General features: G+C 71.1%; 14 protein-coding genes. 13 read left to right on the forward strand and 1 reads right to left on the reverse strand.

Annotation, left to right across the window (positions count from 1 at the left end; translation table 11 throughout):
* A partial coding sequence (locus tag ACR2FV_RS18110; RefSeq protein ID WP_434017105.1) for an alpha-amylase family glycosyl hydrolase occupies window positions 1–986 on the reverse strand: 986 nt, incomplete at its 3' end.
* A 48-nt stretch (window positions 987–1034) separates the two neighbouring features.
* On the opposite strand from ACR2FV_RS18110, the gene ACR2FV_RS18115 reads away from it, so the two are divergent.
* The 13 genes from ACR2FV_RS18115 to ligA all read left to right on the forward strand — a co-directional run.
* Window positions 1035–1601, forward strand: coding sequence for a hypothetical protein (locus ACR2FV_RS18115; protein ID WP_434017106.1), 567 nt, complete (start codon window positions 1035–1037; stop codon window positions 1599–1601).
* A complete protein-coding gene (locus ACR2FV_RS18120) occupies window positions 1598–2380 on the forward strand; it encodes an enoyl-CoA hydratase/isomerase family protein (protein ID WP_434017107.1) in 783 nt (260 codons plus the stop codon). The genes ACR2FV_RS18115 and ACR2FV_RS18120 overlap by 4 nt, the downstream gene beginning before the upstream one ends.
* A 130-nt stretch (window positions 2381–2510) precedes the next feature.
* Window positions 2511–2870 (forward strand): PadR family transcriptional regulator, encoded by a 360-nt coding sequence (locus ACR2FV_RS18125; RefSeq protein ID WP_434017108.1) that lies wholly within the window; start codon window positions 2511–2513, stop codon window positions 2868–2870.
* Between the two features lie 105 nt (window positions 2871–2975).
* Window positions 2976–3344, forward strand: a complete 369-nt coding sequence (locus ACR2FV_RS18130; RefSeq protein WP_434017109.1) for a hypothetical protein — start codon at window positions 2976–2978, stop codon at window positions 3342–3344.
* 73 nt (window positions 3345–3417) lie between these two features.
* A complete protein-coding gene (locus ACR2FV_RS18135; RefSeq protein ID WP_434017110.1) occupies window positions 3418–4200 on the forward strand; it encodes an electron transfer flavoprotein subunit beta/FixA family protein in 783 nt (260 codons plus the stop codon).
* Between the two features lie 50 nt (window positions 4201–4250).
* Complete coding sequence (locus tag ACR2FV_RS18140) at window positions 4251–5207, forward strand: electron transfer flavoprotein subunit alpha/FixB family protein (protein ID WP_434017111.1); 957 nt, start codon at window positions 4251–4253, stop codon at window positions 5205–5207.
* Between the two features lie 131 nt (window positions 5208–5338).
* Window positions 5339–6535, forward strand: a complete 1197-nt coding sequence (locus tag ACR2FV_RS18145; protein ID WP_434017112.1) for a cysteine desulfurase family protein — start codon at window positions 5339–5341, stop codon at window positions 6533–6535.
* Window positions 6535–7647, forward strand: a complete 1113-nt coding sequence (mnmA, locus tag ACR2FV_RS18150; RefSeq protein WP_434017113.1) for a tRNA 2-thiouridine(34) synthase MnmA — start codon at window positions 6535–6537, stop codon at window positions 7645–7647. The genes ACR2FV_RS18145 and mnmA overlap by 1 nt, the downstream gene beginning before the upstream one ends.
* 262 nt (window positions 7648–7909) lie before the next feature.
* Window positions 7910–8599, forward strand: a complete 690-nt coding sequence (locus ACR2FV_RS18155) for a DUF2461 domain-containing protein (RefSeq protein ID WP_434017114.1) — start codon at window positions 7910–7912, stop codon at window positions 8597–8599.
* Between the two features lie 40 nt (window positions 8600–8639).
* A complete protein-coding gene (locus tag ACR2FV_RS18160) occupies window positions 8640–9638 on the forward strand; it encodes a DUF368 domain-containing protein (protein ID WP_434017115.1) in 999 nt (332 codons plus the stop codon).
* A gap of 52 nt (window positions 9639–9690) precedes the next feature.
* Window positions 9691–10704: a methionine synthase gene (locus ACR2FV_RS18165; protein WP_434017116.1), complete on the forward strand. Its 1014-nt coding sequence runs from the start codon at window positions 9691–9693 to the stop codon at window positions 10702–10704.
* A 99-nt stretch (window positions 10705–10803) separates the two neighbouring features.
* On the forward strand, window positions 10804–10968 hold the full coding sequence (locus ACR2FV_RS18170; protein WP_434017117.1) for a hypothetical protein: 165 nt from the start codon (window positions 10804–10806) through the stop codon (window positions 10966–10968).
* Between the two features lie 246 nt (window positions 10969–11214).
* The coding region (ligA, locus tag ACR2FV_RS18175; RefSeq protein WP_434017118.1) for an NAD-dependent DNA ligase LigA at window positions 11215–13010 on the forward strand (1796 nt) is incomplete at its 3' end.

Genomic DNA, 13010 nt, shown 5'->3' on the forward strand with positions numbered 1-13010 from the left:
TGGCGTACGTCGAGGGTGTTGCCGCAGCCGGTGTAGTCGGTGTAACGGCGTTTGTCGTCCTCGCGCAGCCGGTAGTACATCGGGTTGTCGAACCCCTTGAAGCTGAGCGTGGGGCCGAGGTGGTTGCCCTCCCCGGAGTGGTTGTAGACCACGTCGAGGATCACCTCGATGCCCGCCGCGTGCAGCGTCTTGACCATGCCCTTGAACTCCTGGACCTGGCCGCCGCGCTCGCCGGTGGCGGCGTAGGCGGCGTGCGGGGCGAAGAAGCCGAGCGTGTTGTAGCCCCAGTAGTTGCTCAGATCCTTCTTGACCAGGTGCGGCTCGTCGGTGAACGTGTGGATCGGCAGCAGCTCCAGGCTGGTGACGCCGAGCCGCTGCAGGTGATCGAGCACCGCCGGGTGCCCGAGCGCGGCATACGTGCCCCGCAGCTTCTCGGGCACCCCCGGATGGCGCATGGTCAGCCCGCGCACATGCGCCTCGTAGAGCACGGTCTGGGTCCACGGCACGGCAGGTGGCTCGTCGCCGGACCAGTCGAAGCCATCGCCGAGGACCACGCTGCGCGGGACGCATGCCGCGCTGTCCCGGTCGTCGCGCCGCTCACCGTCGCCCTGCCACGCCGCGTCGACCCGGTGCCCGAACACCTCGGGCCCCCAGCGGACCTCGCCCTCCAGCGCGACGGCATACGGGTCCATCAGCAGCTTGGCCGGGTTGTGCCGGTGCCCGGCGCGTGGGGCCCACGGGCCGTGCACCCGGTAGCCGTAGCGCTGGCCCGGGGCGACCCCGGGGACGTGGTCCCACCAGATGCCGTAGGAGCGGTGACGCAGCGGCACCACCCGCTGCGCCCCGGCCTCGTCGAACAGGCACAGCTCGACGGCCTCGGCGTGCCGGGCGAGCACGGCGAACTCGGCGCCCTCGGAGGTCAGTGTGACGCCCATGGGGGGAGGGGTGTCCGGCGCCCGGCGCGGGGCGGGAGTGACCGGGAGCATGGTCGGCACCTTATGTGTTACGGGTGGGGAGTCGGTACGTTGGGGACCATGAGCGATCCCACCGCACTTCCCAACTTCCCGCCGCCGCCCGAGGAGCACCCGCTGCGCGGGCGCGTCCTGGACGCCCTGCAGGACCTCGAGTACGGTCCCGATCTCGACGCCCAGGGGGACGTCTCCTTCACCGCGCAGAGTCAGAAGCTGTTCGTGCGCTGCATGGAGGGGGGACAGGTCGACATCATGCGCACCTTCGGGCAGTGGCAGATCGCCGACAACATCCCCGCTGACATGACGACCCGGCTCAACGCGTGCAACGACATCACCCTGGGGGTGAACCTGGTCAAGGCCGGCATCGCCGCGGGCAACCTGGTGCTCACGGTCGAGCAGATCATCGCCAAGCAGGAGAACCCGAAGGCCAAGGCCCAGATCAGCGTGGGGCTGCTGCTGCAGGCGGTGCAGCTGTGGCACAAGAATGTCGTGGCCAAGTCGCAGCGGGCCACGGCGGAGCCCGGTGGGGAGGCTCCGGAGATCGCACCGTGGCTCTCCGAGGCCGTCGGCCGACCGCCGCAGCACGACGGCGACCAGTCCGGGACCGAGGGTGAGGACCCCCAGGCATGACCGAGCAGCTCGTGCGGGTCGAGGTCGAGGACGGCCTGGCGACCATCCGGATCGACCGGCCGAAGATGAACCCGCTGGACATCGCGGTGCAGGACCAGATCGGGGCGGCGGCCCGGGAAGTTTCCGCCGACCGTGACATCGCGGCCGTCATCGTCTACGGCGGTGAGTCGGTGTTCGCGGCCGGTGCGGACATCAAGGAGATGCAGGCGATGACCTACCCCGACATGGTCGAGCGGGCGGGGGTCATCCAGGACTGCTTCAAGGCGGTGGCGCACATCCCGAAGCCGACGGTTGCCGCGATCACCGGCTATGCGCTGGGCGCGGGCTGCGAGCTGGCGCTGTGCTGCGACTTCCGCATCGCGGGCAGCGACGCCAAGCTCGGCCAGCCGGAGATCCTGCTCGGCGTGATGCCGGGGGCCGGTGGGTCCCAGCGGCTGCCCCGGCTCATCGGTCCGGCCAAGGCCAAGGACCTGCTGTTCACCGGACGGATGGTCGATGCGCAGGAGGCGCTCGAGCTGGGGCTGGTCGACGAGGTCGTCGCACCGGAGCAGGTGTATGCCGTGGGGCGGGAGCGCATGTCGCGCTACGTCGGCGGCCCGGCCTTTGCGCTGCGGGCCCTGAAGGAGGCGGTCGACCGGGGGTTGGAGACCGATCTGGACACCGGGTTGGCGATCGAGGCCACCCAGTTCGCCGGGGTGTTCGCCACGCGGGACCGCCAGATCGGGATGGCCTCGTTCGTCGAGCACGGGCCGGGTAAGGCGGAGTTCGAGGGCCGCTGACCGCACCCCCTCGAGGCGGCGCCTTCGCGAACAGAGCCCCGGCAACTCCTCGAGCAAGTCGCTGGTGGAGGCCGCAAGACCTCTCACAAGTGGGTTGTGTGTCTGACTAGTTAGGCATACGATCTACTTCGTGACGTTGACTCCTCAGTGGCCGAGTGAATGGCTGCGCGGTGTCCTCGGCGTCGCCGTGCTCTCGGTGCTGAGCAAGGGGCCGACGTACGGCTACGCCATCGCCACCGAGCTGGCGCAGGCCGGCGTGGGCACCATCAAGGGCGGCACGCTCTACCCCCTGCTCGGTCGTCTCGAGGACGCCGGCCATGTCGAGGTCGAATGGCGACCCGGCGAGGGCGGCCCCGGCCGCAAGTTCTACGCCCTCACCGAGGCCGGCCACGAACATGCCCGTCAACAGAGCCGAGCCTGGGCCGACTTCACCGCCACCACCGCACGAGTGACCGAACCGCTGACCATCGCCGCATCGAAGGGGAACTGAGATGAACCGCACCAGACTGTCCTGGCAGGACCAGCTCACGCTGGAGCTCAGGATGCACGACTGGGACGGCTGCAGTTCAGCCTCGGGAACCTGCTCGTCCTCGCGGTGACCGTCCTGGCCGGAGGCATCCTGTCGATGCGGCCCACGCCGATCCTGCGCTTCCTCGCCGAGGGTGGCGTGCTGCGCATGGTGCTCGTCGGGTTCCTGCCGTTGACCGTGATGTTCGTGCTGTTGTTCGCGCTCACCGGGCAGGTTCTCGCATTGCCCTGGCCGGTGGTCGGGGGGGTCGCCGGTCTCGCCCTGGTGGTGTCGGTGGTCGGACTGTGGTCGGTTCGCGGTGGAGACCCCGTCCGTAACCCCGCGACGGGGCACACCGCCTACCCCGGGCGCGTGCTGCGAGTCATGACGGTCTTCTGCTTCCCGATCCTCGCCGCGCTGCTGGTGGGCCACGCGTACCTGCTCACGCTTATCTGACCGAGTCACACCTGCCCCGACGGCAGGTGGGAGGATGACGCTCAGATAGCCCAGTGATGAGAGGTCGTGACGCGTGAAGATCGTCGTCTGTGTCAAATACGTCCCCGACGCGCAGTCGGAGCGGACGTTCCAGCCCGACCACACCACCGAGCGCGCGTCCGTGGACGGACTGCTCTCCGAGCTCGACGAGTATGCCGTGGAAGAGGCCCTGGCTATCGCCGACGACGGTGACGACGTCGAGATCACGATCCTGACGATGGGGCCGGACCAGGCCACCGCCGCGATCAAGAAGTCGCTGCAGATGGGCGCCCACGAGGGAGTTCACGTCAACGACGCGGCCATTGCCGGCTCGGACGCCATCGCCACCTCACGTGTGTTGGCTGCGGCCATCGACACGATCGGCGACGTCGACCTGGTGCTGACCGGTCTCGGGTCCACCGACGGCACGATGAGCGTCGTGCCGGCGATGCTGGCCGAACGGCTCGGACTGCCCCAGGTCACCTTCGCCTCCGAGCTGACGCTGGACGGTGAGACCGTTCGCATCCGCAGGGACGGGGACGTCGCCAGCGAGACGATCGAGGCGTCGCTACCGGCGGTGGTGTCGGTGACCGACCAGATCAACGAGCCGCGCTACCCCTCGTTCAAGGGCATCATGGCCGCCAAGAAGAAGCCGGTGCAGACCTGGACGCTGGCCGATCTGGGGGTCGAGCCGGCCGAGGTCGGCCTCGGCGCCTCCTGGACCTCCGTGGTCTCGGTCGAGCAGCGACCGCCACGCAGCCAGGGGGAGGTCGTGACCGACGAGGGACAGGGCGGTCAGGCCCTGGCCGACTTCCTGATCTCTCGCAAGTTCGCCTGAGCCCGCCCCGCGAGCTCTACGGGCTTCGACATACGCAAGGAGCAGATCACATGGCAGAGGTACTCGTGCTGGTCGACCACATCGACGGTGTCGTGCGCAAGACGACCGGGGAGATGCTGACCGCGGCCCGGCGGCTGGGGGAGCCCTCGGCGGTCTTCGTCGGCACCGGCTTCGACACCGCCAAGGACGACCTGGCCCGCTACGGCGCGGCCAAGGTGTATCGCATCGAGTCGGCCGACGTCACCGACCACCTGGTCGCGCCGACCGCTGAGGTGCTGGCCCAGCTCGTGCAGCGGACCAGCGCAGCGGCGGTCCTGCTGGCCTCGAGCACCGACGGCAACGAGATCGCCGGGCGGTTGGCCATCAAGGCCGAGTCCGGTCTGATCACCGACGCCGTCGACGTCCAGGCCGGCGACGGGGGCGTGCAGGCGACCAAGTCGGTGTTCGCCGGCAACTTCGCGACCGTATGCAGTACGTCGCACGGGTCGCCGGTCATCACGGTCAAGCCCAACTCCATCGCCGCGCAGGAGTCGCCTGCCGAGGCGACGGACGAGCTCGTCGAGGTCAGCGTGTCCGACGGTGCCAAGAGTGCGCGGATCGTGGAGCGCTCGGAGAAGCAGAAGTCCGGGCGGCCGGCACTCACCGAGGCTGCCATCGTGGTCTCGGGCGGCCGGGGGACCGGCGGCAACTTCGACCCGGTCGAGCAGTTCGCCGACTCCCTCGATGCCGCCGTCGGCGCCTCCCGCGCGGCGGTCGACGCCGGGTGGTATCCGCACTCCAGCCAGGTCGGTCAGACCGGCGCGCAGGTCTCGCCGCAGCTCTACGTCGCGGCCGGGATCTCCGGGGCGATTCAGCACCGTGCCGGTATGCAGACGTCCAAGGCGATCGTCGCGATCAACAAGGACGAGGAGGCCCCGATCTTCGAGATGGCCGACTTCGGTGTGGTCGGCGACCTGTTCACCGTGCTGCCGCAGGCCACCGAGGCGATCACCAAGGCAAAGGGCTGAGCCGAGCCCGCCGCCGCAGCCTCCACGCCACCCCAGCCGGAAAGCCCACTTCCAGCGCCATGCATGGCGCTGGAAGTGCGGCTTTGTGGCTGGGGGTCGCAAGGAGTGGGGGAGGCGTAGAATCCGGTCGAGTGAGCGTCTACCTTGACCACGCGGCGACGACCCCGGTGCTTCCGGAGGTCATCGAGGTCGTGGCGCGGACCATGCGAGACGTCGGCAACGCCAGCTCGCTGCACACGGCCGGCCGCTCCGCCCGCCGTGTCGTCGAGGAGTCCCGCGAGTCGATCGGCGAGGACCTCGGGGTGCGCCCCTCACAGGTCGTGTTCACCTCCGGCGGCACCGAGTCCGACAACCTCGCGGTCAAGGGCACGTTGTGGGCCCGCGCGGGCGCTGAGCCCCGGCACCGCCGCCTTGTGGTCAGCTCGATCGAGCACCACGCCGTCCTCGACGCGGTCGACTACCTGGTCGAGACGGGGCAGGCCGACGTGACCTGGTTGGCTCCCGACGCCGAGGGCGTGGTCACCGCTGACGCCTTGCGCCGGGCGCTGGCCGCGGATCACGACAGCGCCGCCCTGGTCTCGGTGATGTGGGCCAACAACGAGATCGGCACCATCCAGCCGGTCGCCGAGCTCGCGGCCCTGGCCCACGAGCACGGGATCCCGTTCCACTCCGACGCCGTGCAGGCGCTGGGTCAGGTGCCGGTCCGTCCCGACGAGATCGGCGCCGACCTGGTCACCGTCACGGGTCACAAGATCGGTGGTCCGCTCGGTGTCGGGATCCTGGTCGCCGGTCGCGACCAGAGTCCGGTGCCGCTGACCCACGGCGGCGGTCAGGAGCGGCAGCTGCGCAGCGGCACCCTCGACGTCCCGGGCATCGCCGGGTTGGCTCACGCCGTCCGGTATGCCGTGGCGCACCAGCAGGAGCGGGCGCAGCGTCTGGTCGGGCTGCGGGACCGGCTCATCCAGGGTGCTCTGGCTCAGGACCCGACGATCACCGTCAGCGGTCACTGGGAGCCCGGCGACAGCACCCGTCGTCTGCCCGGCAACGCCCACCTGCGCATCCCCGGCTGTGACGGTGACTCGCTGCTCTACCTGCTCGACGCGACCGGGATCGAGTGCTCCACCGGGTCGGCCTGTCAAGCCGGAGTGCCGCAGCCCAGCCACGTCCTGCTGGCCATGGGGGTCAGCGAGACGCAGGCTCGCGGGGCACTCCGGCTCAGCCTTGGTCATACCTCGTCCCAGGCCGACGTCGACGCCTTCCTGGCCGCCCTGCCTGCCGCCGTCGAGCGCGCCCGCCGAGCCCGGCAGGCGACTGCGAGGGTCAGCTGATGCGGGTTGTCGCCGCGATGAGCGGGGGAGTCGACTCGGCCGTCGCGGCCGCCCGGATGCTGGAGGCTGGCCACGAGGTGGTCGGGGTCCACCTGGCCCTGTCCCGGTCGGCGGCCACGCTGCGCGAGAGCGCCCGCGGTTGCTGCACGATCGAGGACGCCGGTGACGCACGCCGGGTCGCCGACCGGCTCGGCATCCCGTTCTACGTGTGGGACATGGCGCAGCGGTTCGCCCAGGACGTGGTCGAGGACTTCGTGGCCGAGTACGCCGCCGGCCGCACGCCCAACCCGTGCCTGCGCTGCAACGAGAAGATCAAGTTCGCCGCCCTGCTCGACAAGGCCCTGGCTCTGGGCTTCGACGCGGTCGCGACGGGGCACTATGCGCAGATCCGCGAGGTGCCCGACCCGTCGGCGTCCGGTGGCCTCCGGCGCGAGCTGCATCGGGCAGTGGATGGGGCCAAGGACCAGTCCTACGTGCTCGGCGTGCTCGACACCGACCAGCTGGCCCGCAGCTTCTTCCCGCTCGGCGACACGACCAAGCCCGACATCCGGGCCGAGGCCGCCGCCCAGGGCTTCTCGGTGGCCAAGAAGCCGGACAGTCACGACATCTGCTTCATCGCCGACGGTGACACCCGCGGCTGGCTCGCCCGTCGGCTGGGCGAGCAGCCCGGCGACGTCGTCGACACCGACGGTCAGGTGCTGGGCGAGCACGGCGGTGCGTTCGGTTACACGGTCGGGCAGCGTCGCGGACTCGGCCTGAAGGTCCCACCGGCCGACGGGTCCAAGCGGTATGTCGTGGGCACCGACACGGCGACCAACACCGTGGTCGTGGGCCCGCAGGAGCTGCTCGGCGTCGACCACATCGTCGGTGACCATGCCCGGTGGTGCGGATCAGCGCCCGAGGGGGTCATCGAGGTCGGCGCGCAGGTGCGAGCGCACGGCCAGGAGCATCCCGCCACGGCCTGGCCCGAGGGCGAGCAGGTGCACGTCGCGCTGCAGGAGCGGATCCGAGGGGTGGCACCCGGCCAGTCCGTCGTGCTCTACGACGGCACCCGCGTCGTCGGGTCGGCGACCATCGTTCGCGCCGACCGAGCGGTGCCGGCCTGGTCCTGAGGCCCGGCAAGGGTCACGACCGCCTCAGCCCTGCTCGGCGACCGTCCTGGGCTCGGCGGGGAGGCGGTAGCGCCCCGGCTGCGGGCGGCGATCCACGCCCACGCCGCGATGCGCTTCTGCTCCCGTCGCGGCAGCTGGATGAGCCGGCCCTCCTGGTCCACGAAGGGGCGCAGCGAGGCGGGCACGGCGAGTGACGACATACCCCCAGTTTGGCTGGGCCCAGCCGATGACTGCACCCTCGGCCGCGCTACCGTGATCCTTCATGGGCACGCCGGTGGACAGGTTCGACGGGTTCGGTCCGCAGGTAGTGGCCTTCTGGCACGAGCTGGCCGCCGACAACACCAAGGCGTTCTTCGACGCCCACCGGGACACCTACGAGCAGGACATCAGGCTCCCGCTGGAGCAGCTGCTCGCTGAGGTCGCCGAGGAGTTCGGGGACGGCAAGGTGTTCCGCCCGAACCGCGACGTGCGCTTCTCCGCCGACAAGTCGCCCTACAAGCTGCACGCGGGAGCCGTGATCGGCGCGGACCCCGATGCCGCCGGTGTCGTCGGTGCCGTCTACTACCTGCACGTCAGCGGCGAGGGACTGTTTGCCGCGTCCGGCTACCACGAGATGAGCCGGGCCCAGGTGCGACGTTTCTACGCGGCGGTGGACGACGACGACGCCGGGCCGCAGGTGGCTGCTCTCGTCCAGGCCGCGCGATCCAGCGGGGGGACGGTGGGCGGAAGTGCGCTGAAGACCGCGCCCCGCGGATACCCCAGCGACCATCCCCGGGTCGCGCTGCTGCGGCACAAGGGCCTCACCTTGTCCAGGTCCTGGCCGGAGTACCAATGGCTGCACACCCGTGCGGCGCTGCGGCGGGTCACCGGGCTGTGGCAGGATGCTGCGGACCTCAACGCCTGGCTGGCTCGACACGTGGGTCCGGACCGGGAGGAGGAGACCTACCACTGAGAAGTCGGCGCGGCCCGATGCGGCCGTCTACGCTGCTCGCGTGGACACCGACCGGACTGAGGCCGACTCCGACCAAAGCACCGGCAGGGCCCGGCGACCCCGGCGGCTGCTCCCGTTGGACCTGCTGCGCGGCTTCCTGATCGGCTCCGCCGAGCTCGTGCCAGGGGTCTCGGGTGGCACGGTGGCGCTGGTCACCGGGGTCTACGACGAGCTCATCGACTCCGCCGCGCACGTGGGCGGCGCGGGTCGCAAGCTGGTGACCGGTGGTGACGGAGGACGTGCTCAGGCCAGCCGGGCCGAGCTGGCTCGCACCGACTGGTGGCTGGTTCTGCCGGTCCTGCTCGGGATGGTTACCGCGGTGGTGACCATCGCCGGGGTGATGAGCGCCTTCGTCGCCGACAGCCCGGAGCACGCCCGCGGCCTGTTCTTCGGGCTCGTCGCGGTGAGCATCGTCGTCCCGCTGCGGATGCTGCCGCCCGCGCATCGCGCGCGAGCCCTCGATGCCGGACTTGTGATCGTCGCCGCCGTCGCGGCATACCTGCTGATCGGGCTCGCCGCGGGAGGGGGAAGCGCCGAAGCACCGCTGTATGTCGTGTTCCTGGCCGCTTCGGTGGCTGTCTGTGCGCTGGTGGTCCCCGGTGTCTCCGGCTCGTTCCTGCTGTTGGCGGTCGGGATGTACACCACGACGCTGGGCGCGGTCGAGGACCGTGACCTGCTCTACCTCGCCGTGTTCGGCGCCGGAGCCGTGCTGGGACTGGGGTCGTTCGTGCAGGTCCTGCGGTATCTGCTCAACTCGCACCGCCGGACCACCCTGCTGGTGATGTCCGGGCTGATGATCGGCTCGCTGCGGGCGCTGTGGCCCTGGCAGTCGACCTCCGGAGGTGGCGGCGAGGCCGAGGGGCCGGGGCAGCTGGTCGCGCCCTACGCGCCGGTGCTCGGCCCCGTCCTGCTGGCCCTCTTGGGTGCGGCCGTCGTCGGCATCCTGGTCCTGGTGCAGATCCGCGCCGACCGAAAGGCCGCGGAGAGCTCGCAGGACTGAGCGCTGAAGTCCGTGGCGCTGTCGGCGTCGCCCGATGGCCCAGACTGGCCCCATGGTCGGTGTGAGCGGGATCGGGTCGTGGCCGGGCACGGACGTGCGGGAGGCGATCCGGGTCGTCCGTGACCTGCTGGGTGCGCCGTCCGCCGAGGGGGTCACCGGGCTGCCCTACCTGCCGGAGCTGCCTGCTCGCGGACCGGGTGCGGACCTGATCGGCCGCGCCGCGCACCTGCTCGTCGACCTGCCCGTGGACCTGCAGCCGCAGGGGTGGCGAATGGTCGACCGGCCCGGCCGCGACGCCGAGCGCACCGCCTCGTGGTGGGGTCAGGACCTGGACGAGCTCGCCGAGGCGTATGACGGGTGGTCCGGCCCGCTGAAGGTGCAGGTCGCCGGGCCGTGGACCCTTGCCGCGCAGACCTGGCTGCCGCTCGGTGACCGGGTGCTGTCCGACGCCGGGGCCGTGCGCGACCTGGCCGGGTCGCTGGCCGAGGGGGTGGCCCGGCACGTCCAGGAGATTCGCCGGCTCGTGCCGGCGGCGGAGCTGGTGCTGCAGCTCGACGAGCCGGCGCTGGCCGCGGTGCTGCTGGGCCGGGTGCGCTCGGAGTCCGGCTATCGGGTGCTGGCGGCGCCCGAGCCGTCCGAGGCGACCGATGCGATGCGCCAGGTGCTGGACGCGGCTCGGGCGGGTGGTGCAGCAGGCACCGTGCTGCACTGTTGCGCCGGCAGCCCGCCGGTCGAGGCGCTGCGCGGTGCGCGTCCCGACGCGCTTGCCCTCGATGTCGCGGCGCTGGGCCCGCGCACCTGGGAGGCGGTCGCGGTCGCCGCCGAGGACGGGGTGCGACTCTGGGCCGGGGCGCTGCCCACGGACGGCGAGCGCACCGCATACCGGGAGCACCACGACGACCTCGTTGCCCGGTGGCGCGAGGTCGGCCTGCCCGTGCGTGACCTCGCCGAGGTCACCGTGACCCCGGCATGCGGGCTTGCGGGCGCCTTCCCCCAGCGGGCCCGGGCGATCACCGAGGCCACCCTGCGGCTGGCCGTCGACCTGGCGGAGACCGCGGTAGCGTAGTGGCACTGGAGCCGAGCGGGGAGGGCCCACGACAGAGGGGCGCGACGTCGTCGGATCCTCTGGGGCGGGAGGCTCGCAGCGCTCTGCATCTGGGCGGCGGTGGCTTCCGTCGGCTACTGGCTCGCCCCGGACGACATGTGGGTCTGGTTGCTCTCCAACGGCCTGGCCCTGACGTGGGTGTCCTTCACCACATACCTCGAGCGTCGCTGGAAGGTGAGCGACCGGGCGAGCGTCACCCACGGACCAGCGGTGTCCCGTGACTGACCTCGGAGCGGATATGCCGTCGTACCAAGCCACCGCGACCGACAGCACGCTCCGTGATTCGGCCGAAACCTCCGCAGACTAAGCCCCTGCAGTGGTGTTGGCCTGGCGACACATCTGCAGAGGCCAACCCCGGTCGGCGCGGAGCGCCTTGGTCAGTTGGCGCGCTTGCGCATCTGAAGCATCAACCACACCCCCGCCGAGGGCGACCATAGGGCCGCCGTGTCGATGTCGGTGGCGTGGGTGAAGATGGTCACCGTGACCGACCAGGCGAGCCAGACGGCATACCCGGACGTCCCCGACGATGTCCGGCACGAGTGGGCCCGGCTGACGCAGGAGATCCGCGACCACCAGTTCGCCTACTACGTGCGTGACGCGCCGAGCATCAGCGACGGCGAGTTCGACACGCTGCTGCGGCGGCTACAGGAGCTGGAGGAGGTGCACCCCAGCCTGCGCAGCCCGGACAGCCCCACCCAGCAGGTGGGCGGCACGTTCTCCACCGAGTTCACCCCCGTCGACCACGTCGAGCGCATGCTCAGCCTGGACAACGCGTTCAGCGCCGAGGAGCTGCATGCCTGGGCAGACCGGGTCGAGCGAGCGGCCGGTGGGGCCGAGGTGCACTACCTGTGCGAGCTCAAGATCGACGGGCTGGCGGTCAACCTGCTGTATGAGGAGGGCCGGCTGGTGCGCGCCGCGACCCGGGGTGATGGGCGGACGGGGGAGGACGTCACCCACAACGTGCGCACGATCTCCGGCGTGCCGCACCGGCTGGTGCCGCCGCAGGATCAGGACGGTGCGCAGGTGGCGGTGCCCGAGCTGGTGGAGGTGCGCGGTGAGGTGTTCTTCCCGGTCGAGGCGTTCGCCGAGCTCAACGCCTCGCTGGTCGAGCAGGGCAAGGCGCCCTTCGCCAACCCGCGCAACGCCGCCGCCGGATCGCTGCGCCAGAAGGATCCCCGGGTGAGCGCGACCCGGCCGCTGCGGATGCTGGTGCACGGCATCGGGGCCCGCACCGGCTTCGACATCACGCTGCAGTCGCAGGCGTATGACGTGCTGGGCGCCTGGGGTCTGCCGGTCTCGCCGCACGCGAAGGTGCTCGGCGACCTGGCGGCGGTGCAGGAGCTCGTGGAGCACTACGGGTCGCAGCGGCACGCGGTGGAGCACGAGCTCGACGGGGTCGTTGTCAAGGTCGACGAGGTCGCGGTGCAGCGCCGGCTCGGCTCGACGTCACGGGCGCCCCGGTGGGCAATCGCCTACAAGTACCCGCCGGAAGAGGTCACCACGAAGCTGCTCGACATCCGGGTCAACGTCGGGCGGACCGGCCGGGTGACCCCGTATGGGGTGATGGAGCCGGTGCTGGTGGCCGGCTCGACGGTGGAGATGGCGACGTTGCACAACGCGTCGGAGGTGGTCCGCAAGGGGGTGCTGATCGGCGACACGGTGGTGCTGCGCAAGGCCGGAGACGTGATCCCCGAGATCCTCGGGCCGGTGGCCGATCTGCGCGACGGCAGCGAGCGGGAGTTCGTGATGCCCACGCTCTGCCCGAGCTGCGGGACCAAGCTGCGCCCGGAGCGGGAGGAGGACAAGGACATCCGTTGCCCCAACGCTCGGTCGTGCCCGGCGCAGCTGAGGGAGCGGCTGTATGCCGTGGCCGGGCGGGGGGCGTTCGACATCGAGGCCCTCGGGTGGGAGGGGGTGCAGGGGCTGCTCGACGCCGGGGTGCTGAGCGATGAGTCCGGACTTTTCTCACTGACCGAGGCCGAGATCGCGCGGGTGCCGCTTTACACCCGGGCGGCGAAGAAGACGGACCCGGAGGACGAGGTGGTCGACGGCCGGGTGCTCTCGGCGAACGGTGCCAAGCTGGTCGACAACCTGGAGGAGGCCAAGGCCAAGCCGCTGTGGCGGGTGCTGGTGGGTCTGTCGATCCGGCATGTGGGGCCGACCGCGGCGCGGGCGCTGGCCACCGAGTTCGGCTCGATGGACGCGATCCGTGCCGCCGACGTCGACACCTTAGCCGCGACCGACGGGGTCGGCCCGATCATCGCCGA

Origin of the sequence: Ornithinimicrobium sp. (assembly GCF_051004135.1) — a bacterium.
Classification (GTDB): domain Bacteria; phylum Actinomycetota; class Actinomycetes; order Actinomycetales; family Dermatophilaceae; genus Ornithinicoccus.

What these genes read in the sequence shown, in the direction of transcription:
- ACR2FV_RS18115 (WP_434017106.1), top strand. Translation starts at nt 1,035, where the DNA reads ATGAGCGATCCCACCGCACTTCCCAACTTCCCGCCGCCGCCCGAGGAG.
- ACR2FV_RS18165 (WP_434017116.1), top strand. Translation starts at nt 9,691, where the DNA reads ATGGTCGGTGTGAGCGGGATCGGGTCGTGGCCGGGCACGGACGTGCGG.
- ACR2FV_RS18120 (WP_434017107.1), top strand. Translation starts at nt 1,598, where the DNA reads ATGACCGAGCAGCTCGTGCGGGTCGAGGTCGAGGACGGCCTGGCGACC.
- mnmA (WP_434017113.1), top strand. Translation starts at nt 6,535, where the DNA reads ATGCGGGTTGTCGCCGCGATGAGCGGGGGAGTCGACTCGGCCGTCGCG.
- ACR2FV_RS18155 (WP_434017114.1), top strand. Translation starts at nt 7,910, where the DNA reads ATGGGCACGCCGGTGGACAGGTTCGACGGGTTCGGTCCGCAGGTAGTG.
- ACR2FV_RS18140 (WP_434017111.1), top strand. Translation starts at nt 4,251, where the DNA reads ATGGCAGAGGTACTCGTGCTGGTCGACCACATCGACGGTGTCGTGCGC.